The sequence below is a fragment of the Croceibacterium salegens genome (assembly GCF_009827435.1).
GTDB classification, from domain to species: Bacteria; Pseudomonadota; Alphaproteobacteria; order Sphingomonadales; family Sphingomonadaceae; genus Croceibacterium_B; species Croceibacterium_B salegens.
The window spans coordinates 144,042-166,465 of the sequence record NZ_WTYM01000021.1; the positions used below are offsets into that span (position 1 = coordinate 144,042).

At 64.7% G+C, this 22,424-nt stretch carries 20 protein-coding genes and 1 tRNA gene; 12 read left to right on the plus strand and 9 right to left on the minus strand.

Annotated elements, in window-relative coordinates; genetic code table 11:
• Window positions 1-19: 19 nt before the first annotated feature.
• Window positions 20-658: a histidine phosphotransferase family protein gene (locus GRI89_RS01095; protein ID WP_159791416.1), complete on the minus strand. Its 639-nt coding sequence runs from the start codon at window positions 656-658 to the stop codon at window positions 20-22.
• 9 nt (window positions 659-667) lie between these two features.
• On the minus strand, window positions 668-1,066 hold the full coding sequence (locus GRI89_RS01100) for a M67 family metallopeptidase (RefSeq protein ID WP_407924957.1): 399 nt from the start codon (window positions 1,064-1,066) through the stop codon (window positions 668-670).
• A gap of 14 nt (window positions 1,067-1,080) precedes the next feature.
• On the opposite strand from GRI89_RS01100, the gene GRI89_RS01105 reads away from it, so the two are divergent.
• From GRI89_RS01105 to mtgA, 4 genes are all read left to right on the plus strand, one after another.
• Window positions 1,081-2,025 (plus strand): RluA family pseudouridine synthase, encoded by a 945-nt coding sequence (locus GRI89_RS01105; RefSeq protein ID WP_159791417.1) that lies wholly within the window; start codon window positions 1,081-1,083, stop codon window positions 2,023-2,025.
• 126 nt (window positions 2,026-2,151) lie between these two features.
• Window positions 2,152-3,066, plus strand: coding sequence for an RNA polymerase sigma factor RpoH (gene rpoH, locus GRI89_RS01110; RefSeq protein WP_201290840.1), 915 nt, complete (start codon window positions 2,152-2,154; stop codon window positions 3,064-3,066).
• Between the two features lie 109 nt (window positions 3,067-3,175).
• Window positions 3,176-4,426 (plus strand): MFS transporter, encoded by a 1,251-nt coding sequence (locus GRI89_RS01115; protein ID WP_159791418.1) that lies wholly within the window; start codon window positions 3,176-3,178, stop codon window positions 4,424-4,426.
• A gap of 37 nt (window positions 4,427-4,463) precedes the next feature.
• Window positions 4,464-5,132 carry a monofunctional biosynthetic peptidoglycan transglycosylase gene (gene mtgA, locus GRI89_RS01120; RefSeq protein WP_159791419.1) on the plus strand — a complete coding sequence of 223 codons (669 nt, stop codon included), beginning with the start codon at window positions 4,464-4,466 and terminating at the stop codon, window positions 5,130-5,132.
• A 60-nt stretch (window positions 5,133-5,192) separates the two neighbouring features.
• Here mtgA and GRI89_RS01125 read toward each other — a convergent pair whose 3' ends face one another.
• Window positions 5,193-6,506, minus strand: coding sequence for an OmpA family protein (locus GRI89_RS01125; protein ID WP_159791420.1), 1,314 nt, complete (start codon window positions 6,504-6,506; stop codon window positions 5,193-5,195).
• Between the two features lie 359 nt (window positions 6,507-6,865).
• Between GRI89_RS01125 and GRI89_RS01130 the strand changes: the two genes are divergently transcribed.
• Window positions 6,866-7,798 (plus strand): cation diffusion facilitator family transporter, encoded by a 933-nt coding sequence (locus GRI89_RS01130; protein WP_159791421.1) that lies wholly within the window; start codon window positions 6,866-6,868, stop codon window positions 7,796-7,798.
• A gap of 11 nt (window positions 7,799-7,809) precedes the next feature.
• Window positions 7,810-8,310 carry a GFA family protein gene (locus GRI89_RS01135; protein WP_159791422.1) on the plus strand — a complete coding sequence of 167 codons (501 nt, stop codon included), beginning with the start codon at window positions 7,810-7,812 and terminating at the stop codon, window positions 8,308-8,310.
• Here GRI89_RS01135 and clpX read toward each other — a convergent pair.
• Window positions 8,307-9,578 (minus strand): ATP-dependent Clp protease ATP-binding subunit ClpX, encoded by a 1,272-nt coding sequence (clpX, locus tag GRI89_RS01140; protein WP_159791423.1) that lies wholly within the window; start codon window positions 9,576-9,578, stop codon window positions 8,307-8,309. The genes GRI89_RS01135 and clpX overlap by 4 nt on opposite strands.
• A gap of 181 nt (window positions 9,579-9,759) precedes the next feature.
• On the minus strand, window positions 9,760-10,452 hold the full coding sequence (locus GRI89_RS01145) for an ATP-dependent Clp protease proteolytic subunit (protein ID WP_159791424.1): 693 nt from the start codon (window positions 10,450-10,452) through the stop codon (window positions 9,760-9,762).
• 228 nt (window positions 10,453-10,680) lie between these two features.
• On the opposite strand from GRI89_RS01145, the gene GRI89_RS01150 reads away from it, so the two are divergent.
• The 3 genes from GRI89_RS01150 (at window position 10,681) to GRI89_RS01160 (ending at window position 16,608) form a co-directional block, all read left to right on the plus strand.
• Entirely contained in the window at window positions 10,681-12,780 is a 2,100-nt protein-coding gene (locus tag GRI89_RS01150) for a TonB-dependent receptor plug domain-containing protein (protein ID WP_159791425.1), read from the plus strand.
• 41 nt (window positions 12,781-12,821) lie between these two features.
• Complete coding sequence (locus GRI89_RS01155) at window positions 12,822-14,303, plus strand: amidase (protein ID WP_159791426.1); 1,482 nt, start codon at window positions 12,822-12,824, stop codon at window positions 14,301-14,303.
• A gap of 82 nt (window positions 14,304-14,385) precedes the next feature.
• Window positions 14,386-16,608, plus strand: a complete 2,223-nt coding sequence (locus GRI89_RS01160) for a TonB-dependent receptor plug domain-containing protein (RefSeq protein ID WP_159791427.1) — start codon at window positions 14,386-14,388, stop codon at window positions 16,606-16,608.
• Window positions 16,609-16,703: 95 nt separating this feature from the next.
• On the opposite strand, the gene tig is transcribed toward GRI89_RS01160, so the two are convergent.
• Both tig and GRI89_RS01170 read right to left on the minus strand, forming a co-directional pair.
• Entirely contained in the window at window positions 16,704-18,260 is a 1,557-nt protein-coding gene (gene tig, locus GRI89_RS01165) for a trigger factor (protein WP_159791428.1), read from the minus strand.
• Window positions 18,261-18,302: 42 nt separating this feature from the next.
• Window positions 18,303-18,387, minus strand: a tRNA-Leu gene (locus tag GRI89_RS01170).
• Window positions 18,388-18,820: 433 nt separating this feature from the next.
• Here GRI89_RS01170 and GRI89_RS01175 point away from each other — a divergent pair.
• Complete coding sequence (locus GRI89_RS01175) at window positions 18,821-19,045, plus strand: hypothetical protein (RefSeq protein ID WP_159791429.1); 225 nt, start codon at window positions 18,821-18,823, stop codon at window positions 19,043-19,045.
• Window positions 19,046-19,080: 35 nt separating this feature from the next.
• Window positions 19,081-19,365 carry a DUF3297 family protein gene (locus GRI89_RS01180; RefSeq protein WP_159791430.1) on the plus strand — a complete coding sequence of 95 codons (285 nt, stop codon included), beginning with the start codon at window positions 19,081-19,083 and terminating at the stop codon, window positions 19,363-19,365.
• A gap of 3 nt (window positions 19,366-19,368) precedes the next feature.
• Here the strand turns inward: GRI89_RS01180 and GRI89_RS01185 are convergent, their stop codons facing one another.
• The gene (locus GRI89_RS01185) at window positions 19,369-20,052 is read right to left on the minus strand and encodes a CHAP domain-containing protein (RefSeq protein WP_159791431.1); all 684 of its coding nucleotides are present in this window, start codon (window positions 20,050-20,052) and stop codon (window positions 19,369-19,371) included.
• Window positions 20,053-20,179: 127 nt separating this feature from the next.
• Between GRI89_RS01185 and der the strand changes: the two genes are divergently transcribed.
• Window positions 20,180-21,571 carry a ribosome biogenesis GTPase Der gene (der, locus tag GRI89_RS01190; protein ID WP_159791432.1) on the plus strand — a complete coding sequence of 464 codons (1,392 nt, stop codon included), beginning with the start codon at window positions 20,180-20,182 and terminating at the stop codon, window positions 21,569-21,571.
• A gap of 269 nt (window positions 21,572-21,840) precedes the next feature.
• Here the strand turns inward: der and GRI89_RS01195 are convergent.
• A partial coding sequence (locus GRI89_RS01195; RefSeq protein WP_159791433.1) for an IS6 family transposase occupies window positions 21,841-22,424 on the minus strand: 584 nt, incomplete at its 5' end.

Sequence of the window (22,424 nt, forward strand, 5' to 3'; positions counted from 1 at the left end):
GCCCTCCTTTCCGGCCACGTTAGACGTCGGGCAGGATCGCCCCCATGACCAGCGCCTCGTCGCTGAGGGCATACTGGACACCGCCGCCGCAACGATCGGCGATGAGACGGATCATGTGTGCCGGCGCGGTGCGTCCCGACAAGGCCTCAGGCGGAAGCGAGCCGTCGAGCGCCATACCGATCGACTTGTCGAAGGCGATCTTGTCGCCTGCCGCCCTGACGGCGATCTCGGTCGCCCCGTCGCGCTTCTCGGCGCCGACGTCGAGCTGACCGCCGCGCGGCAGCGAATCGATGCCGATGGCGGCGAGATTCAGCAGGACCTTAACCGCGGGCTTGGGCAGTTCCGGATCGCCGACCGCCCATTGCAGCGCGATGCGCCCGTTGTCGCCGACGAGGCCCTGGACCAGGTCGCGCGGTTCCTGGGTAGGAACGGCATCGCCGAACCCGCCCGCAGCACCGTAGGCGAGGCGGAAGAACTTCAGCTTGTCGGCGCTGATCCTGGCGCTCTGTTCGAGCAGCTCCATGCAGCGCTGGCGCATTTCCGGGTCGCGTTCGTCGCGCAGCAATTCGATCCCGTTGCTGAGGGCACCGACCGGACTGAGCATGTCGTGGCAGAGGCGGGAACAGAGAAGCGAAGCGAGGTCGACCGTTTCTGGCATTCGATACCCCTAGCGATTGTGTACTCCGGTTGGAAGCTCGTCGAAGCCTCCGTCCCCCGCACGCCAGAATCGGACTGTCCCGTTGGCGACGATTGCCCAGACTTTTCCGTCGTTTTCCGCACCGGCGATATCGGCTGGCGAGGGTTCCGCTCCCCCGGTGGGATGCGAATGGTAGTAACCGATTACTTCCGGACCACCCGACCGTGCTGCGCGGTGGGCGTCGATCAGGGCCTGCGGGTCGATCTCGAAATGGGTGGCCGGATCGGGGTGGACGTTTTGCGCCAGAACGACTGCCTCGATGTGCCCTCTGTGACCCAGCAACAGTCCGCACGCTTCGTTCGGGGCCGCTGCCTTCGCCTCGGCCAGCAATCGCTCGAACGCGCCCCTTGTCACCTCGATGTTCGCCACCCATTTCCACTAGCATGGGGGACGGGGAAATCATCACCGGAACGCTGCCGGGCGGGTCGAGGCTCGACAAGGCATTGGCCGATGTTGCCGGCCTGTCGCGCGCGCGCATCCAGGCGCTGATCGCGGAAGGAGCCGTCTCGGTGGGCGGCGTTCCGGCCTCGCAGGCCTCGGCAAAATGCGATGAAGGCACGCCGTTCACCATCGCCCTGCCCGCGCTGGCCGAATCGGACGCGCTGCCGCAGGACATCCCGCTGACCGTGGTTTTCGAGGACGACTACCTGATCGTCGTCGACAAGCCCTCCGGCATGGTCGTGCACCCGGCGACGGGCAATCGCGACGGCACTTTGGTAAATGCGCTGCTGCATCACTGCGCCGGGAACCTTTCGGGCATCTCGGGCGTTGCACGTCCAGGGATCGTGCATCGCATAGACAAGGATACCTCCGGACTGCTGGTAGCCGCCAAGACGGATGCCGCGCATGAAGGGCTGGCGAAGCAGTTCGCCGACCATTCGATCGAGCGCGTCTATCTGGCCATGTGCAACGGCCATCCGTCACCTCCGCAGGGCACGATTCGCGGCAGGATCGGACGTTCCGATGCCAACCGCAAGAAAATGGCCCTGCTTCCCGACAATTCCAGTCGCGGGAAGCATGCCGTCACCCACTACAAGGTGCTGGAAAGACTGGAGAACTGTGCACTCGTCGAATGTCGGCTGGAAACCGGCCGCACCCACCAGGTGCGGGTTCACCTTGCGTCAATCGGCCATGCGCTACTGGGAGACCCTGTCTATGGCAGGCCACCTCCATCGCTCCGGCCGATTCTCAAGGCCCTCGACTTCCATCGTCAGGCGCTTCACGCCGCGATTCTCGGCTTCGTTCACCCGATTACCGGGCAGAAGCTTGAGTTTTCGAGTGAATTGCCCGCCGATATGAAGGAACTTATCGACGAAACCGGTCATTGAAATCGATGAACTGCACCCTGTCCTGCAGGGAAATCTGTTATATACATTGCAATGTGGCTGCACCGCCCGGGTGCCCAAAAAGGGGCCTGAGCACCGCGGTCGACGAAAGAAAGGTTTGGGTAAGACATGAGCAACGCTAAGACACCGAGCGTTCCGGCGCTGGGCGGGGAGCAGAGCCTCAACCGCTATCTCGCCGAAATCAAGAAATTCCCCGTGCTTACGGCAGAGCAGGAATACATGCTCGCCAAGCGCTATGAGGAGCACGAGGATCCCGACGCTGCCGCGCAGCTCGTGACCTCGCACCTCCGCCTCGTGGCCAAGATCGCCATGGGCTATCGCGGCTATGGCCTGCCGGTCGCCGACCTCATTTCCGAGGGCAACGTCGGCCTGATGCAGGGCGTCAAGAAGTTCGAGCCGGATCGCGGCTTCCGCCTGGCGACATACGCCATGTGGTGGATCAAGGCCTCCATCCAGGAATACATCCTGCGCACCTGGAGCCTCGTGAAGATGGGCACCACAGCGGCGCAGAAGAAGCTGTTCTTCAACCTGCGGCGGATGAAGAAGAACCTCGAGGCCTACGAGGATACCGACCTGCACCCCGACGACGTGGCCAAGATCGCCACCGACCTCGGCGTTGCCGAGCAGGAAGTCGTCAACATGAACCGCCGGATGATGATGGGCGGCGACGGCTCGCTCAACACGCCGATGCGCAATGGCGAGGAAGGCTCGGGCGAGTGGCAGGACTGGCTGACCGATGAAGGCCCGCTGCAGGACGAGATGGTCGCCGACGCCGAAGAGGCCGAGGTGCGCCACGAGATGCTGGTCGAGGCGATGGACAGCCTCAACGACCGTGAGAAGCACATCCTGACCGAGCGGCGCCTGACCGACGACCCGCAGACGCTCGAGGAGCTGTCGCAGCAGTACGACGTCAGCCGCGAACGCATCCGGCAGATCGAGGTGCGCGCCTTCGAGAAGCTGCAGAAGGCGATGCAGCGTATCGCCACCGAGAAGCTGCTGCCGGCGCCGATGCCGAGCGCCTGACGGCGTCCGCGTAACGAACGACAAGCCGGGCAAGCGAGTAATTGCTTGCCCGGCTTTTCTTTGCCGCTAACTCTCTAGGCCGTCGCGACCCGCCGACCGGAGAGATAGCTTGACCGCACACGCCGAAGCCGGGCCCGCCCTCGACGAAGCACACGTCAGCCGGGGCGAAGTCCGCAGGCCGTGGATCTTCGCACCGCTGTTCGCGCCGTTCGGAATCTCCAGCGGCTATGTCACCGTCACGCTTGGCTTCCAGCTTCGCGAAGGACAGATCCCGGTGGCGGTCATCGCCACGATCATTGCACTTTCGGTCTGGCCCCAGACGGTGAAGATGCTGTGGGCACCGATTGTCGACACGATCGGGAACCCGAAAGTCTGGTACGGAATAGGCACCGCTACCGTCGGCCTCTCGATCCTGCTGATGAGCATCCTGCCCAAGACCGAGGCCGAGATTCCGCTCTTCATCGCGCTGATCGTCGGCTCTTCGGTCACTTCGACCTTCGTGTCGATGGCCACCGAGATCTTCATGGCCAACCAGGTGCCGCCCGAATTGCGCGGCAAGGCCAGCGGCTGGTCGCAGGCCGGCAACCTCGGCGGGGGTGGAATTGGCGGCGGGATCGGTCTGCTGCTCGCGGAAAACCTTGCGGAACCCTGGATCTCGGGTGTCGTGCTTGCCGCGGTCTGTTTCGCCTGCTGGGGAGCGACGCTGCTCCTGCCGAAGCTCGAACTGGTGAAGCAGGAAGGGCTCCATTACCTCGCCCACCTCAAGGAAGTGGGGGTCAACGTCTGGCACGTCGCCCGCTCACGGCTCGGCTACCTCGCACTGATCATAATGCTGCTGCCGATCGGTTCGGGCGGCGTTCCCTGGGCGGCGATCGCCAACGAATGGCAGGCCGGCGGCACCATGGTTGCTTTCGTCAACGGTATCGCGGGCGGCGTCGCTGCGATCTTCGGCGCATTAATCGCCGGCTACATTTGCGACCGGATGGAACTCAAGAAGGCCTATTCGATGTTCGGGCTGCTGGTCGGGCTGGTCGCCGTGACGCTGATCGTCCTGCCGCGCACACCGATGGTATTCGTCGTCGGCGTCCTCGCCTATCAGGCGATGGTCGGCATGGCCTACACCGGCTACGCCGCGATCGTGCTCGAGGCGATCGGCAAGAAGAGCGCGGCGACCAACTGGAACCTGATGGCGGCGCTGTCCAACATCCCGATCGCCGTCATGTCCACGGTCGACGGGCATGTGCACGATTCCTACGGCACAAATGCCATGCTGCTGGGCGAACTGGCCTTCCCGGCGATTGCCATCGTGCTGTTCTGGATGTTCGTCATCGCGACCCGCCCGCGGGCCGCGCAAGGCTGAGTTGCAGCATTCGGGGACCGGCGATAGTTCGGCAGCCATGACCCGTGTCCTGCGTATCCTGGTCAAGACCGTGCTCGGGTTCATCGCCCTGAGCGTTCTTCTCGTGCTGCTGTTCCGCTTCGTGCCGGTGCCCATCACCGCGACCATGATCATCGACGGCAACGGCATCACCAAGGACTGGACATCGCTCAGCCGCATCGACCGCAACATGGTCTCGGCCGTCATTGCGGGCGAGGACGGCAAGTTCTGCAGCCACAACGGCTTCGACCGCGAGGCGATCGAGAAGGCGATCGAGAGAAACGCCCGCGGCGGCCGCATCCGTGGCGGGTCGACGATCAGCCAGCAGACCGCCAAGAACGTCTTCCTGTGGCAAGGCGGCGGCTATTTCCGCAAAGGGCTTGAGGCCTGGTTCACCTTCCTGATTGAGAACCTGTGGGGCAAGCGGCGGATCATGGAGGTTTACCTCAACGTCGCCGAAACTGGCATCGGCACTTATGGTGTCGAGGCCGGGGCGCAGCGCTACTTCAAGCACTCAGCCGCGCACCTTTCACCGAGCGAGGCGGCGCGCATGGCCGCCGCCTTGCCTCTACCCAAGAAGCGTGCCGTGGTCAGTCCGGGAGGCTTCACCCGGCGCTACGGCAACACGATCCGGGCGCGCATCGGCGTGGTGCGTCGGGACGGGCTCGATTCGTGCATCTACGATTAGAGGTGAAGGCCGGACCGGCGGCGGTGCTGTCGGCAGCCCGTCACCGGCCCTGATCTGCCCTCAACTACCGGCGACGATGTCGACGGTGACCCTGCGGTCGGGCGCATAGCATCTGTCAAGCGCCGCCGGATCGGTCATTCCGGCACAGGCCTCCTTGGTGTTGGCGTCCGGATCGGGGAACTGGTCGCCCGCGCCGATTACCTCGAACAGGCCCGGCTGCCAGGGATTGCCGAGTTCGCCGGCACGCTGCCGCATGTACTCGGACACCGAGAGAGCGCGGTTGCGCGACAGTTCGAGGTTATGCGCCGCATCGCCCCGCACGTCCGCATGGCCCACGATCCGCACGCTGCTGACGTCCTTGCCGAGCGCGGGCTGGATGATCTGGCTCTCGATCTCCGCCTTGCCCTTGTCAGTCAAGACGGCGCTGTCGGTTTCGAACGACGCATCGGAGACGAGGTTTTCGGAGATCAGCGCGGGTGCTCCGGCCGGTGCCGCTACGGACGCGGCCGGTTCAGTCGCGCCGCGGCCAAGTCCGAGAGCCGACAGCAGTGCCATCAGGGCGGCGCCCAGCAGCCCGATCCAGAAAGGCAGCAGCGAAGGCCGTGCCGTGGCCGTCGCCGTCGCGCCCGTCAGCGAGGCCAATGCGCGCGCATCGACGATCTTGCCGTCGACATTGCGATGTTCCGCGAAGGTCGTGCCTGTGCGCGGTTCAAGGACCGCAGCTGGAAGCCCGAAGGCCGCCGCGAGCAGTCCTGCATCGCCCCACATCAGGCGCTTGGCGTGTTCGATCCAGCCCTGCACGGCACCCTCGGAGACTTCCTCACCAGCCGCCTTCAGCTTGCCCGACAAGACCCCGGCATCGGCATCGGAAAGCGTCGCCAGCGAAGCGATTCCGAGCCCGTGCAGCCGTTCAGAGGTCGCAGGACCGATTCCGTCCACTGCTCGGAGCGTGAAACGGCCCGCACGAAGCGCTTCTTTGACCTTCAGGAACTCGTCGATCCAGCCATTGGCGAGGAGATTTGCCTGGAACGGCCACGTGTCGGGCCGGGCGATGTCAAAGTCATGACCAGCATCGCGCAGCATTTCGCCGATGTCGACCGGGGTCATGGCGGCGACCTGAGCGAAGCGGAAGACGCCGCTCTTGTGAAACAGGCCCGCAATCTTCGGTCCGACACCCTCGATGGCCTCCAGCTGGTCGGCCAGCGATTCGTAGTCCTCCCTCACGGTGACCCGCTTGCCCTCGAAAGACGCTGCGTCGAGCCCTCTTGCCGTCTCCGTGTCGGTTCTGGCCCCCAAGAGCCAGGAAATCAGGCCACCGATGGCCAGGCCCACGAAGAGCCAGAACAGTATTGTCCAAATGCTGGCGTCGAACATCAGTCTTCTCCCGCTACAAAATGAGCAATTCTTGCGACGAGGAAGGTGTGTCAGGGAATCTCGGCTTTTCTGCTCGTAGCGCCTCGACAAACGAGGTCGTGCGATCGACAAAAAGGGTTCGCTGCAACACGCTTTCGGCGGGAAAACTAGTTCAATTGGCAGTGCCCCGGTATCCATAGTTTAACCCTATGGAATGACGCAATTTCCCCATTCTTGACCGCCGGTGAGGACCGATCGCCCCCGCTCTCGAGCTTTGCGAGGAGCAGGCCAGGCAGGTTCCGGTTGTCATTGCGCCCTGCGTCAAGCTACGCCTGTCCCCTGGTTCCGCGAGGATCCAACAGTCGGCAGGGGAACGGCAATTGGCCCTCGGGCACGCGCATAACCACGAGCACGGTCACGGGCATGGCCACAGCCATGCGCCTGCGAATTTCGACCGTGCCTTCGCCATCGGGGTGTTGCTCAATTCGATATTCGTGCTGGTCGAGGCCGGATTCGGAATGTGGTCGGGTTCGATGGCGCTGGTCGCCGACGCCGGGCACAACCTCTCCGACGTGATGAGCCTGCTCATCGCCTGGGGGGCAAGCTACATGGCGCAACGCCCGGCCAGTCCGCGCTTCACCTATGGCTACAAGGCCAGCTCGATCCTTGCGGCGCTGGCCAATGCCGGGTTGTTGCTCGTGGCGCTCGGCGCCATCCTCGTCGAGACGGTCGACCGCTTTATGAACACCGCCCCGGTCGAGGGCTGGACCATGATCGTCGTCGCCGGGATCGGTATCGTCATCAACACCGCGACCGCGCTTCTGTTTGCGCGCGGACGCAAGGACGACATCAACATCCGCGGCGCCTTCCTGCACATGGCCGCCGACGCGTTGGTCAGCCTCGGCGTGGTCATCGCCGGAGTGCTGATCCTCACCACAGGCGCCCTGTGGATCGACCCCGCGACCAGCTTCGTCATCGTCGTGGTCATCGGCTACGGTACCTGGGGCCTGCTGCGCGACAGCGTGAAGATGGGCCTTCTGGCGGTTCCCGACGGGATCGACGAGAGCGAGGTGCGCGCCTTCCTCGAAGCCCTGCCCGGCGTCACCGCGGTCCATGATCTGCACATCTGGCCGATGAGCACGACCGAAACTGCGCTCACAGCGCATCTGGTCATTCCCGGGGGCTATCCAGGCGACGGTATGCTACGCGAGGCGGCACACGAGCTCGAACACCACCACGGCATCGGCCACGTCACCTTGCAGGTTGAAACCGGCGCCAACGACTGCGGGCTCGGCCACGCGGCGCACCACTAGGGAGAAACAGCATGGCCGACGATACTGTGCGCGAAGGCGGGTGCGGCTGTGGCGCGGTGCGTTATCGGGTCACCGGCGAGCCGATCTTCGTGAACAACTGCCACTGCCACCTGTGCCAGCACCAGACCGGATCGACGAGCGTGGTCAACGCCTTCTTCGAGATCGAGCGGCTCGAACTTCTCGAGGGCGAACTGGGTGAATTCCACGCCACCACGGGCAGCGGCGGAAAGCAGACGCTGTGCCGTTGCACGGAATGCGGCTCGGCGATCTGGAGCTACTACCCGCGGCTTGGCCGGCTGGGTGCGGGGCTGCGCGTCGGCACGATGGACGACAACGGCGCGTTCACGCCGGACGCGGTGATCTTCACCGAGAGCAAGATGCCTTGGGTGGCGCTGCCCGAGGGTATCCCGGCGTTCGAGACAACCTACAATGCATTCGAACTCCTGCCGCCCGAGCGGGTGGCGCGGCTACAAACTATGCTGGAGCGGCGAAAGGCCGGCGAAGGCGGTTAGGCCGCCGCCTCCTTCTTGCCCTTGCCCTCGTTCGAAACGACGCGCACCGGTTCCTTGCGTCCGTCCACGACGTCCTTGTCGACAACGACTTCGGTCACACCTTCCATCGAAGGCAGGTCGAACATTGTGTCGAGCAGGATGCTTTCGACGATCGAACGCAGGCCACGCGCGCCGGTCTTGCGCTTGATTGCCTTCTCAGCAATCGCGACAAGAGCGTCGTCGGTGAAGGTCAGGTCAACGTCTTCGAGCTCGAACAGCTTGTGGTACTGCTTGACGAGCGCGTTCTTCGGCTCCTTGAGGATCTCGACCAGTGCATCGACATCGAGGTCGTGCAGCGTGGCGATCACCGGCAAGCGGCCGACGAATTCGGGGATCAGGCCGAACTTGAGCAGGTCTTCCGGCTCGCACTTCTCGAGCAGCTCGCCGATGCGGCGCTGGTCGGGATCGGCGACATTGGCGCCGAAACCGATCGAGCGCTTCTGCAGGCGATCGGCAATGACCTTCTCCAGCCCCGCGAACGCACCGCCGCAGATGAACAGGATGTTGGTCGTGTCGACCTGGAGGAATTCCTGCTGCGGATGCTTGCGGCCACCCTGCGGCGGGACGGAGGCGGTGGTGCCTTCCATCAGCTTGAGCAGCGCCTGCTGCACGCCTTCGCCCGAAACGTCGCGGGTGATCGAGGGGTTTTCGGCCTTGCGGGTGATCTTGTCGATCTCGTCGATGTAGACGATCCCGTGCTGCGCCTTGTCGACGTTGTAGTCGCTGGCCTGCAGCAGCTTGAGGATGATATTTTCAACATCCTCGCCCACGTAACCGGCTTCGGTCAGCGTGGTGGCGTCGGCCATCGTGAACGGCACGTCGAATGTGCGCGCCAGCGTCTGGGCGAGCAGCGTCTTGCCCGAACCGGTCGGTCCGACGAGCAGGATGTTGGACTTGGCCAGCTCAACCTCACCCGACTTGCCCGAGTGCTTGAGCCGCTTGTAGTGGTTGTGCACCGCCACCGAGAGCACGCGCTTCGCGCGATCCTGGCCGATGACGTAATCGTTCAGCGTACCGCAGATATCGCGCGGAGTCGGGACGCCACCGTCCTTCTTGCCGATGCCGCCACCCTTGGCCTCTTCGCGGATGATGTCGTTGCACAGCTCGACGCATTCATCGCAGATGAACACTGTCGGCCCGGCGATGAGCTTCCTCACCTCGTGCTGGCTCTTGCCGCAGAAGCTGCAGTAGAGCGTGCTCTTGCTGTCGGATCCGCTCAGTTTAGTCATTCCGTATTCCCGTTCCCGCACCAATCGTCATGCAGGTTGCGTCAGGGGTAATGTAGCCCCCAGACCTTTCAAATCAATTGGCCCTATCGTTAATCCCCACGGCTTGCGCCAGCCTGAAGGAGCAGGGTTGCCAAAATGCTACAGTTTTTCGGCAGTCCGTGACAAGCCTTCGTTTGCCCGATCAATCGGGCGCGCCGCCGCCCGATCCGCTGGTGTCCCCGACTTCGTCGGTCGCCGGACGGGACTCGAACACCTTGTCGACGATTCCGAACTTCATCGCTTCCTCGGCTTCGAGGAATGTGTCGCGGTCGAGCGCCTTCTCGATGTCGGTGAGCGACTTGCCGGTATACTTGACGTAGAGCTCGTTCATACGCTGGCGGATGCGCAGGATTTCCTTGGCCTGGATCTCGATGTCGCTGGCCATGCCACGCGCGCCGCCGCTCGGCTGGTGGACCATGATGCGGCTGTTCGGGAGCGCGATGCGCATGCCCGGCTCGCCTGCGGCCAGAAGGAAGCTGCCCATCGACGCGGCCTGGCCGACCACGACGGTCGAAACGCGCGGCTTGATGTACTGCATGGTGTCGTGAATTGCCATGCCGGCAGTGACCACGCCGCCCGGCGAGTTGATGTACATCGAGATGTCGCGGCTGTTCTCGCTCTCGAGATAGAGCAGCTGGGCGACGATCAGGGAGGCCATGTTATCCTCGACCTCGCCGGTCACGAAGACGATGCGCTCGCGCAGCAGGCGGCTGAAGATGTCGAAGCTGCGCTCGCCGCGGCTGGTGCTTTCGACGACGACGGGCACCAGGGCGCCGGTGACAGGGTCCTGCGTAAACTTGCCTTGCGCGTTGCTGGTGCCGAACAGGTCGATCATAAATCCTCTCGAGTGGTGATGCGTGGCCTATGTCGCGCCTTGCCGCGCGATGTTCAAGGGGCTTGCCCAAACGCTGCCCAACGGGACGTGCGCACCGCTCATCGTCGGCTATAGGCGTTCGTCGGCCCCACACTGTCGTTTGTCGGACCCATCGCCCGACATCGGGAGCGAATCGCCGCCCGTCGAACGAACGCTGCGACCCGCGCGCCCGACTCGTAACCAGTCGTAATGAAAACAATTGTCATCGGATGCCTGTCGACTTGTGCCGCCCTAGCTCTTTGCGCGGCCCCCGCCCCCGCGTTCGCGCAGGACGAGGAGGAAGCCAGCGCCGCGGCATCCGATGAGACTGCGCCGCCCGCCGATGGCGAGACCTACACTCCCGATTTCTTTGCCCGCTTTGCCCCGCGCAACGCGCTCGACATGCTCAATCAGGTTCCCGGCTTCACCATCAACCAGTCGGACCAGGGCCGCGGGCTCGGCCAGGCCAACCAGAACGTGCTGCTCAACAGCGAGCGGCTGGCGAGCAAGTCGGATAGCGTCCTCGACCAGCTCTCGCGCATTCCCGCCGATCGCGTCGTGCGGATCGAAATCGTCGACGGTGCGAAGTTCGGCATTCCCGGCCTGTCGGGCCAGGTCGCCAACGTCGTCACCAAGGGCGGCAGCATCAGCGGCCGGTTCGAGTACCGTGCCGTCTTCCGCCCGAGGTACGCCAAACCGAGCTACGGCGGCGGCGAAGTCTCAGTCAGCGGGTCGGGCGACAATCTCGAATGGAGCGCGGCCTACTCGCACGGAACCGGACGCGGCGGCGCGGGCGGCGGGCGCGGCACCCTGATCTACGACGGAATGGGCAACCTCACCGAAACGCGCGAGAAGCTGCTCTACTTCAAGGGCGAGTTCCCCCAGCTCAACGCCCGCATCAAGTGGACCCCGCCTGGCGACACGATCGTCAACCTCAGCGCTACTTACGGACGCTCCTACACCCGCTTCGTCGACAACGAATATCGCCATCCGATCGGCGACGTCGACTATCACCGCGACTTCAAGAATATCGACAAGGGCTACAGCTACGACATCAGCGGCGACGTCGAATTCGGTCTGGGGCCTGGGAGGCTCAAGCTGATCGGAATCGAACGCTTCGACCAGAGCGACGGCCCGGCGACTTCGTACTACATCTTCGACAACGGCAGCACGACGCTCGGCAGCCGGTTCTGGACCGACAGCAAGTCCGGTGAACGGATTGGCCGCGCCGAATTTCGCTGGGACATGCTCGGCGGCAACTGGGAGCTCGACGGCGAGGCGGCGTTCAACCGGCTCGACCGGATCGCGACCTTCGGCCCGCTCCTGCCCAACGGTGAGTTCGACAACCAGCCGCTGCCCGCCGGTGGCGGCAACGTAACCGAAGACCGGTACGAATCGATTCTGACACACAACCGCACGCTGGCCGATGGCCTGACGCTGCAGGTTGGCGCGGGCGCCGAATACTCGAAACTCTCGCAAACCGGCCCGAACGGGCTGACCCGCGAATTCTGGCGCCCAAAGGGCTCGCTGACGCTCGCCTGGACCCCGGAAAAGGGCCTCGACATCTCGCTCAAGGCGGCGCGGACCGTCGGCCAGCTGTCGTTCGGCACCTTCCTCGCCACGGTCGACCTGCAGAACAACAACAGCAACGCCGGCAACGTGAAGCTGGTACCGCAACAGGCCTGGGAAGGCGAGCTGCAGGTCAAGAAGAACCTGGGCAAGTGGGGCTCGGCTACGCTGCGCGGCTACGGCCAGCTGATCGAGGACTACATCGACATCATCCCGGTGCCCGGCGGCGAATCTCCGGGCAATATCGACGGTACGGCCAAGCTCCTGGGCATTTCCCTCAACGCCACGATCAACCTCGATCCGCTCGGCTGGAACGGCGCCAAGATCACCACCTCCACCGCCTACGAGCACACCTCGCTGCCCGACCCGCTGACCGGCCAGCACCGCCCGTTCAGCGGCCAGACCTACCTCAACCACAATTCGACGCTGCGTTGGGACGTGCCCAAGAGCAACTGGGCGTTCGGTGCGGGCTTCCAGTCGCAGCTCAACGAGGATTACGTGCGGCTCTACGAGACCGGGGTGAACTACGAAGGCCCGGTCTACACGTACGGTTTCATCGAGAACAAGGACGTGTTCGGCCTGACAGTGAACCTCAATGTGTTCAACATCACCTCGGGTGAATCGATCAACAAGCGCTACGTCTACGGCGGGCTGCGCGACCGGTCGCCGCTGATCTTCATCGAGGACGTAAAGAACAATGTTTCGAAGATCTTCCGCATCCAGGTGAAGGGCAACTTCTAACCCCTTCCACCCGGCCCTCTGGAATGGCAGGGTGCGATTCCATGAAGATCGCACCCTCGGCAGTCCTTGCCGTACTCGCCCTGTCCGCACCCGCATACGCCGACGCCGGAGCCGACGCCCGGAGCTATCTCGAGCGGATCGCCACGCTCGATGACGCGGGGCCGGAGCTGAACGCGGTCATCGTATCGCTCGATCCTGACACCGCGGCTGCCGAGGCGCAGGCGGCGGAAAAGGCTGGCCTGCTGCTCGGAGGGCGCACGGTGCTGGTCAAGGACAACGTCGAGACGAAGGAATGGCCGACCACCGCCGGCAGCCTCGCGCTGGCCGCCAACATGACCGGGCGCGATGCGCCGCTGATCGCTCGGCTGCGCGAGGCGGGCGGCGTGGTGCTGGGCAAGACCAACCTCTCCGAGTGGGCCAACATTCGCTCGTCGAACTCGACCAGCGGGTGGAGCGCAGTCGGCGGGCTCACGCGCAATCCCTATGCGATCGATCGCAACACCTGCGGATCGTCCTCGGGCAGCGGCGCGGCGGTTGCCGCCGGGTTCGCCTGGGCGGCAATCGGTACCGAGACCGACGGGTCGATCACCTGCCCGTCGAGCATCAACGGCCTGGTCGGCTTCAAGCCCACCGTGGGCCTCGTCAGCCAGACGTTCATTGTGCCGATCAGCTCCAGCCAGGACACCGCCGGGCCCATGGCAAACAGTGTTCATGACGCTGCGCTGCTGCTGAGTGCAATTGCCGGGCCCGACTACGGCATTCTTGGCCCGGGTGACCTTCACTACGATTTCACCGCCGGGCTCGCCACAGCCTCGCTGTCGGGAAAACGCGTCGGTGTCCTGCGCAAGGCAGTCGGCAATGATCGCAAGGTGACGGCGCTGTTCGAAGCCGCGCTCGCCGACATGAAGGCTGCCGGGGCCGAGATCGTCGAGCTCGACTACGATGCGCCGTCCGAAATGGGATCGGCCGAATTGACCGTGCTGCTGTACGAACTGCGCCGCGACCTCGGCGCTTATCTGGCGGGCTCACCGGCCGCCATCCCGGTCCGCACGCTCGCTGACGCCATCGCCTTCGACGCTGCACACCTGGAAGAGGAAATGCGCTGGTTCGGCCAGGAACTGTTCGTGCAGGCCGAGACGACGACCGATGAAGAGGCCTACAAGAAAGCCCGCGCCGACAGCCTGCGGCTGGCCGGTCCGGAAGGCATCGACAAGCTGCTCGCTGACAGCAAGGTCGACGTTCTCGTTGCTCCCACTGTCGGCCCGGCGTGGACTTCCGACCTCGTCAACGGCGATCACTACAACGGCTCGATCGGCGCCGGCAGCCTCGCGGCGATTGCCGGCTATCCCCACCTGACGGTGCCGATGGGGGCGGTCGAGGGCCTGCCGGTGGGCATCAGCTTCATGGGAGCGAAGTGGAGCGATGCCGCGATGCTCGGCTTCGGCGCGGCCTATGAACGGGCCCGTACCGCCACGCTGGCGACACCGTCGTTCGAGCGTTGGCAGCCGCCTGCGACAGATTGATACCGGGCTTTGCTTGGCACCAGTTGCCTAGCCAGCTAAGGATCGCCCGACCCAATACGGGCAAAGTCAACAACAGGCGGGCATGAGGAATATCCCCGGAGCACCCGGCAAGACGTGGGCGGCCAGCGCATCTGCGCTGTTCGCACTAGGTGCTGTGCCTGCCTTCGCTCAGGCTTCCGACCAGCCTGACTCGGTCGCCCAGATTTCGGCCACCGGGGAGGCTCTGGCGCAATCCAGCGCAGAACAGGACTCAGACGATTCTGCTCCAACCACCGGCCATGACGAACTTGGTGCCGCCGCCGCGGCCGATGCCGCGATAGGTACGCGGCAGGTCTACACTCCGGCCGACTTCGCGGCCTTTCAGCCGCGCTCCGCGCTCGACATGGTGCAGCAGTTGCCGGGCTTCTCGATCGACGGCGCCGGCAACAACAATCGCAACAACAACAATCGCGGCCTTGGCCAGGCGAACGGCAACGTCCTGCTGAACGGCCTGCGGATCGTGACCAAGGCGGGCTCGATCACCGATGAGCTTGCCCGTATCCCAGCCAGCACCGTGATCCGGATCGAGGTCGTCGAAGGTTCGACGCTCAACATTCCCGGACTGTCGGGCCGCGTAGCCAACGTGATTGCACGCTCGACCGACGGGCTCCAGGGCCAGTTCGAATGGCGTCCGCAACTCGCCGCCGAATATGCCGACACACGCTGGCTCGAAGGCATCGCCTCCCTCTCCGGGACTTACGGAAATCTAGGGTTCACGGTCGCAGTCGAGGGGCGTCCGGTGCGCAACGGCAACGCCGGCCCCAACATCGTCACCTACGGCAACGGCTTCGTCGAAGACAGGTTCAGCCTTTTCAAGGCGGCCGGCGATGACAAGCGGTTGTCCGGTTCGCTGCGTTACCAGACAGTCGGCGGCACGCTGATTAACGCAAATGCGTCGTACCTGCACCGGAGGTTCCACAGCTTCGAGGACGAGATGGTCGTCGGCCCCGTCGGCACCCCGCCGCTGACCGACATGTTCCGCCAGCGCAACAAGGGCCATGACTTCGAGATCGGCGGCGACATCGATTTCGAGCTCGGGCCCGGTCGCCTCAAGCTGATCACTCTCGACAGCTTGCAGTCGCTCAATTTCCGTACCCGGTCGGTGCTCGATCCCGCCACGGGCGCGCCACCGATCGGCGTGATGTTCGCCCAGTCCAGCGAGAAGGGCGAACGCATCGGGCGCGGGGAATATTCGTGGTCGATGTGGAGCTCGGACTGGCAGTGGTCATTCGAGGGGGCCTTCAACAAGCTCGACCTGGTCGGAGACCTTTCGATCCTCGATGCCGCCGGCGCTTTCAACCCGATCCCGTTCCCGGCCGGTACGGGCGGTGTTCGCGAAGACAGGTACGAATCGATGTTGTCCTTCAGCCACCAGCTGGCCGAGGGGCTGACCATGCAGCTCATCGCCGGAAGCGAATACTCGTGGATCCGGCAGACCGGCAGCAACGCCAACTCGCGCAAGTTCCTGCGGCCCAAGGGGTCGCTGACGCTGGGCTGGACTCCGGGGCCGAGCTGGACGGTGTCGGCCCGGATCGACCGCCGGGTCGGCCAACTCAACTTCAACGACTTCCTCGCGGCGGTGAACCTCAACGACAACAACCAGAACGCCGGCAACAACGACCTGCGTCCCGACCAGAGCTGGGGCGGAGAGCTCGAGGTGACCAAAGACCTCGGCGCCTGGGGCAGCGCGACCTTGCGCACCTTCATGCGCCGGTTCGAGGACTACGTGACCATCGTCCCAACGCCATCGGGAGGCGAAGCGCGCGGTAATATCGACTGGGCGCGAGTCATGGGTGTCGAACTCACCAGCACCCTCAAGCTCGATCCGGTCGGATTTGACGGTGCGAAGTTCGATATCTCGGCCTCTTTCCGCGACTCGCGCTTCCCCGATCCGGTCGGGACCGGCTACCTTCCGGTGCAGTTCGCCCAGCCCCACAACGTCGACGTGAACTTCCGGTACGACGTACCGCAGAGCGACTGGGCCCTGGGCGCCGGATTTCGCGACACCGGAAACAACCCCTACTACCGGGTCGCCGAGTACGGATACGACTATGCCATCGCCAGGAACCTGCAGGTCCTCGTCGAGCACAAGGACGTCTTCGGGCTGACGGTTCAGGCGCGCGTGAGCAACCTGCTGAATAGCCCAGTCGTGCTGGACCGCTGGGTCTACCTCGGCCCGCGCGACGTCGCCCCGCTCGCCTTCCACGAAAACCGTCAGCGCTACGTAGGGCACGTGGTAAACTTCACCGTCAAGGGCAGCTTCTAGGACCTGCCATTGCGGGCGCACGAAAAAGAGAGGGCGGCCCCATCGTGTGACGGGGCCGCCCTTCTTTTCGTGACGAACGCGTTGCCGCGATCAGGTTACTTCTTGGCCGGAGCCTTCTTCGCCGCGGGAGCCTTCTTGGCGGCAGGCTTCTTATCGGCAGCAGGCTTGGCCTCGGCCTTGGCGGCGGGCTTCTTGGCCGGAGCCTTCTTCGCGGCAGGCTTGTCTTCAGCCGATTCCGCCTTCGGTGCAGCCTTCTTGGCCGGGGCCTTCTTGGCGGCAGGCTTCTTCGCCGAGGCCTTGCCCGGGGTGATCTCGTCGGTCGACTCTTCGGCCTCGATGGCGGCCTCGAGCTCTTCGCGGGTCACTTCGCGCTCGCTGACCTCGGCCTTGTCGAACAGGAAGTCGACGACCTTGTCTTCGTAGAGCGGCGCGCGCAGTTGGGCCTGCGCCATCGGCTCGTTGCGAACGTATTCGACGAACCGCTCACGGTCCTCGGGGCGATACTGCTGGGCCGCCTGCTGGACCAGCATGTTCATCTCCTGGCTGGAGACTTCGACGCCATTGGCCTGACCAATCTCGGACAGCAGGAGGCCGAGCCGCACGCGGCGCTCGGCGATTCGCTTGTAGTCGTCCTTCTCGGCCTCGATTTCCTTCTGCGCGGCAGCCGGATCCTCTTCCTTCGCGGCTTCGGCCTGGAGCTGCTCCCAGATCTGCTCGAACTCGGCCTCGACCATCGCCGGCGGAACCGCGAAGTCATGGTCGGCGGCGAGCCTGTCGAGCAGCTGACGCTTCATCTGCGTGCGGGTGAGCCCGGCGGTTTCCTGCTCGAGCTGGCCCTTTAGCAGGCCCTTGAGCTGGTCGAGGCTCTCGAGGCCGAGCGACTTGGCGAAGTCCTCGTCGACCTTGGTCTCGGCCGGAACCTTCAATTCCTTCACGGTTATGTCGAATTCGGCCGCCTTGCCGGCGAGATGCTCGGCCGGATAGTCCTCGGGGAAGGTCACGGTGATGGTTTTTTCATCGCCCGCCTTCACGCCGGTCAGCTGCTCTTCGAAGCCCGGGATGAACTGACCCGAGCCGATCACGAGCGGGGCGCCTTCGGCCTTGCCGCCTTCGAACTCGGTGCCGTCGACGCGGCCGACGAAATCGATGATCAGCTGGTCGCCATCGGCGGCCTTCTTGGTCTTCGGCGCGTCCTTGTAGCTCTTCTGGTTGCCGGCCAGCCGGCCGAGCGCCTCGTCAACCTGGTCATCGGCCACGGGGACGACCAGCTTCTCGAGCTTGAGGCCGTCGACGGTCGGGACCTCGATCTCGGGCAGCACTTCGAGCTCGACGGTGAGCTCGGCGTCCTTGCCCTGCTCGTAACCGTCGCCGAGGTCGACCTTGGGTTGCAGCGCCGGGCGCAGCTTCTTCGAACGCATCAGTTCGTCGATCGATTCGCGCACCGCGGTGTTGAACGCGTCCGAGTGGAGCGCTTCGCCGTGCATCTTCTTGATCAGGTTGGCGGGCACCTTGCCGGGCCGGAAGCCGGGCATGCGCACCTGCGGGGCGACTTTCTTCACCTCGGCATCGATCCGCGCCTCGATATCCTTGGCGGGGATGGTCACGCTGTACGCGCGCTTGAGGCCTTCGTTGGTGGTCTCGACGATCTGCATTCTTAGCCTTCCAAAACTTCCATTGCTCCCGGGCGCCAGGACTGGTGCGGGCGAAGGGACTCGAACCCCCACATCTTTCGATACTGGAACCTAAATCCAGCGCGTCTACCAGTTCCGCCACGCCCGCGGCCCGACGTACCCGTACAGGCGGTAGCCTGCGGACAGACGAGCGCCCATAGGGCCTGCCCTTCCCTCTTGCAATGGTCTGGATCGCTGCAAGGAGGCCGCTGGCTAGGAGCGAAGCGCAGACGCGTAGCCAACGCTACGCGCAAGCGAGCGACGACGTCCAGCGGCCTCCTTGCAGCGACTCCCATGGGGAGCGGCCGAAATTTCGGTCTGAGCAGCGTCGCTCGTCGTGTCACGATGGAAATCCATCGCTCCCTCCTCGCTTCTCGCCCAAACCGAAATTTCGTTCCGTCCAGACCGTTGCAAGAGGGAAGGGCAGGCCCTCGCTCGCACGGGGCGAAAAGGGCAAGCGGCACGGCAGGTCGAACGCTGCGCAAGGAACGTCGCGGTCCGCAGGCTCGTTTCCAAAGCGAGTTCCAGCGAGGTATCCCGTCATGCAAACCGACAGCAATCCGAAACTCGTCCATGCCGGCGACAACGACAATCCGGGGGCGACTCCTCCCGAAGTCCAGCCGGGCGAAGGCGGCGATCAGGACATTCCCGGCCGCCATGCTCCCGAGCAACAGCCCGGCCAGGGTGCCACCGACCAGCCGGGCGAAAGCCCCGCCGAAGTGCGGCCGCAACCGGCCGTGCCCAAGGAAACCCCGCCGCCTGACTGATTGCATTTTGCCGCGCGGCGGCTAGGGGCGTGCGGATGAGCGACGATACTGCATCCGACATTCCGCCCGACCACCTCTCGGTCCACCCCGACAGCGACTTCTTCGACGCGGAGAAGCTGCAGCGCGGCATCGGCATCCGCTTCAAAGGCGCGGTGCGCACCAATGTCGACGAGTACTGTATTTCGGAAGGCTGGGTGAAGGTCCAGGCCGGCAAGACGGTCGACCGCAAGGGTCGTCCGCTCCTGCTCAAGCTGACCGGACCTGTCGAGGCCTGGTACGAGGATCTCGGCGACGGCGCTCCCGTCGCAAAGAAGGACTAGGGTCTAGCCCCCAAGCTGTTCGAGCAGGTCGACCGGCTGCGCCGTGGCCTTCGACTTCGACTGAGTGCGCTTCGAAGCGGCCTGCTTCTTTCCGGTCTCGGCGAAGTCTTCGAACGCGGCGAGGAATTCGCGCGGCGGCGCGACCGACTTTCGCGCAGGTGTTGCTGCCGCAACCTGCGCCGGGGCGATCGCGCCCGAGGTGTCCCTGCCGGGATAGATGAAACCCTCGACCGGCCAGGCCGTGGTGCCGAGATCGCCGAGAGGCGCGTACCAGACCCGCACCTGGCTCCAGTCGTTGTTCGGCGACACGTCGACCGCGCGCACGTCGTCCTCGACCTGCCCGCGGCGCCCGTCGATCGGCGACCAGTTGGAATGGCGCAGCAGCACGGTTCGCGAATCGATCACCTTGCTGACCGCGGCGACGTGGCCGAGGCGCATGTTGCCGTAAGGCTCGAACGCCATGACCGCGCCCGCCTTCGGGGTGTGGCCGCGCTGGTAGCGCCCGGCGGCCTGGTCCCACCAGGTATGGGCGTCGCCGTAAATCTGGATGCCGCTGACCTCGCGCGCATAGGGCACGCATTCGAGGTAGGCGGGAAGTTCGTCGGCGGGCTGCGCCGGACCGGCCAGCGCAGGCTCGGCGAACAGGCCGAGCGCGGCGAGAATTGCAATGTGCGAAACGACCTTCATGCGACCCGGGTAAGCTAACTTTAGTAAGTTTCATCTGACGCTGAATGGTTAACCAGCCGTTATCCATTTGCGGCTGTTAACCCCAATCACTTGCCAACCCCGGCGCGAACCGCCACTTGCGCGGCCTATGCCCGCATGCGCGCTCCCTCAGGTGGTCATCATCGGCCGCCCCAATGTCGGCAAGTCGACGCTGTTCAACCGGCTCGTCGGCAAGAAGGTCGCGCTGGTCGACGACCAGCCGGGGGTGACGCGCGACCGCCGTTTCGGCGACGCCGACCTGCTCGGCATGAAGTTCCAGCTCGTCGACACCGCCGGCTGGGAAGACGAGGATCCGGCGAGCCTGCCGGGCCGGATGCGCGCGCAGACCGAGGTCTCGCTGAAGGGCGCCGACGTGGCGCTGTTCGTGATCGATTCGCGCGCCGACCTGACCCCGCTCGACCGCGAGATCGCGCGCTGGCTGCGCGGGCAGGACGTGCCGGTGGTGCTGGCCGCCAACAAGGCGGAAGGCAGCTCGGGCGATGCCGGGATCATGGAAGCCTATGCCCTCGGCTTCGGCGAACCGGTGGCGCTCAGCGCCGAACATGGCGAAGGCCTCGCCGACCTGTTCACGGCGCTGCGCCCGCTGGTCGAGAAGGACGAGGACGAGTGGGCCGAACCCGAACCCGAGGATGAGGAGGAGCCGGGCGCCACCGCCCCGCTCAGCCTCGCCATCGTCGGTCGCCCCAATGCCGGCAAGTCGACCCTGATCAACCGCCTGCTCGGCGAGGACCGGCTGCTGACCGGGCCCGAGGCCGGTATCACCCGCGATTCCATCGCCGTCGACTGGCAGTGGACCGATCCCAAGTCGGGCGAGGTGCGCGATATCAAGCTCGTCGACACCGCCGGGATGCGCAAGAAGGCCAAGGTACAGGACAAGCTCGAGCGCCTCTCGGTCGCCGATGCGCGCAACGCGATCGACTATGCCGAAGTCGTCGTCCTGCTGCTCGACGCCACCCGCGGGCTCGAGGTGCAGGACCTCAAGATCGCCAACCTCGTACTCGAGGAAGGTCGCGCGCTGATCGTGGCGATCAACAAGTGGGACGTGGCCGAGGACGCCAGCGGCCTGTTTAACGGCGTGCGCGGCGCGCTCGACGAAGGGCTGGCGCAGCTCAAGGGCGTGCCGCTGGTCGCGGTCAGCGCGATGACCGGCAAGGGCCTCGACCAGATGCTCTCCGCCGCCTTCGAGGTGCGCGAGGCGTGGAGCCGCCGCGTGCCGACCGCCGCGCTCAACCGCTGGTTCGACCACGCGCTCGAAACCAACCCGCCGCCCGCTCCCGGCGGCCGCCGGATCAAGCTTCGCTACATCACCCAGACCAACACCCGTCCGCCGCGCTTCGTGATCTTCGGCACACGGCTCGACGACCTGCCTTCGAGCTACGAGCGCTACCTGCTCAACTCGATCCGCGCCGACCTCGGCTTCGGCGCGGTCCCGGTGCGGCTGACGCTGAAGAGTCCGAAGAACCCGTTCGACAAGGGGTGATGCCCGGCGCGGGAGTTGGGCACCTATGACCCGGTCGCTACTGCCGCGAAATTTACACCCGGTTGACACATCTGACAGTGCCCTGGGGCAAAACTCCGCCGACCAAAGTTACGCAAAGTTCGGCCCGAGCGCACCGCGTGGCTCACGACGATGCGAGCGGCGGGATGCGCTGTGACATAGGTATTGGGGGTCCTGTCAGTCTAATCGGTGCTGTCAGTCCAATCGCTACAAGTGTCCAATTGACGCAGGTTTGCAGGAAACACGAGGCTTCAGCTCACGAGCGACTGCCACTCGGCCAATGCGGCCGAGCGGCGAAGCTTGTAGGTCTGACGATCGACGAGGTGGCGTTCCGAATTGAAGTGATTGTGGAAGGAGGAATGGACGGAGGCGAATTTCTGCAGTGACTTCATCTGCCGAAATCGCAGCAATGCCCGCTCTCGTCGTCGGAAAGGCAAGTGTGAATTCTCGGCCCGATTGTTGAGCCAGCGGCCCATCTCGCGGCGGTCGATATTGTCCAGTTCCCGCATGGCAGCCGGATAGGAGCGCAGCCCGTCGGTGACGATTGCCTCGGGCTTGCCGTGCCGCTTCAGCGTCTTCTTCATGAACGCCAGAGCCGCGGATTTATCGCGTTTTCGAGTAACATAGCTCTCCAGCACCTCGCCCTCGTGGTCCACCGCCCGCCAGAGGTAGACCATCTCTCCGTTCAGCTTCACGTACATCTCGTCGAGGTGCCAGCGCCACTGACGAAAGCCGCGCATCCGGTTCACCCGCTGCCGCCGGATATCGGCAGCAAACAGCGGGCCGAACCGGTTCCACCACAGCCGCACCGTCTCGTGGCAGATGTCGATCCCGC

What these genes read in the sequence shown, in the direction of transcription:
- GRI89_RS01095 (WP_159791416.1), bottom strand. Translation starts at nt 658, where the DNA reads ATGCCAGAAACGGTCGACCTCGCTTCGCTTCTCTGTTCCCGCCTCTGC.
- GRI89_RS01105 (WP_159791417.1), top strand. Translation starts at nt 1,081, where the DNA reads ATGGGGGACGGGGAAATCATCACCGGAACGCTGCCGGGCGGGTCGAGG.
- rpoH (WP_201290840.1), top strand. Translation starts at nt 2,152, where the DNA reads ATGAGCAACGCTAAGACACCGAGCGTTCCGGCGCTGGGCGGGGAGCAG.
- mtgA (WP_159791419.1), top strand. Translation starts at nt 4,464, where the DNA reads ATGACCCGTGTCCTGCGTATCCTGGTCAAGACCGTGCTCGGGTTCATC.
- GRI89_RS01125 (WP_159791420.1), bottom strand. Translation starts at nt 6,506, where the DNA reads ATGTTCGACGCCAGCATTTGGACAATACTGTTCTGGCTCTTCGTGGGC.
- GRI89_RS01135 (WP_159791422.1), top strand. Translation starts at nt 7,810, where the DNA reads ATGGCCGACGATACTGTGCGCGAAGGCGGGTGCGGCTGTGGCGCGGTG.
- clpX (WP_159791423.1), bottom strand. Translation starts at nt 9,578, where the DNA reads ATGACTAAACTGAGCGGATCCGACAGCAAGAGCACGCTCTACTGCAGC.
- GRI89_RS01145 (WP_159791424.1), bottom strand. Translation starts at nt 10,452, where the DNA reads ATGATCGACCTGTTCGGCACCAGCAACGCGCAAGGCAAGTTTACGCAG.
- GRI89_RS01150 (WP_159791425.1), top strand. Translation starts at nt 10,681, where the DNA reads ATGAAAACAATTGTCATCGGATGCCTGTCGACTTGTGCCGCCCTAGCT.
- GRI89_RS01155 (WP_159791426.1), top strand. Translation starts at nt 12,822, where the DNA reads ATGAAGATCGCACCCTCGGCAGTCCTTGCCGTACTCGCCCTGTCCGCA.
- GRI89_RS01160 (WP_159791427.1), top strand. Translation starts at nt 14,386, where the DNA reads ATGAGGAATATCCCCGGAGCACCCGGCAAGACGTGGGCGGCCAGCGCA.
- tig (WP_159791428.1), bottom strand. Translation starts at nt 18,260, where the DNA reads ATGCAGATCGTCGAGACCACCAACGAAGGCCTCAAGCGCGCGTACAGC.
- GRI89_RS01175 (WP_159791429.1), top strand. Translation starts at nt 18,821, where the DNA reads ATGCAAACCGACAGCAATCCGAAACTCGTCCATGCCGGCGACAACGAC.
- GRI89_RS01180 (WP_159791430.1), top strand. Translation starts at nt 19,081, where the DNA reads ATGAGCGACGATACTGCATCCGACATTCCGCCCGACCACCTCTCGGTC.
- GRI89_RS01185 (WP_159791431.1), bottom strand. Translation starts at nt 20,052, where the DNA reads ATGAAGGTCGTTTCGCACATTGCAATTCTCGCCGCGCTCGGCCTGTTC.
- der (WP_159791432.1), top strand. Translation starts at nt 20,180, where the DNA reads ATGCCCGCATGCGCGCTCCCTCAGGTGGTCATCATCGGCCGCCCCAAT.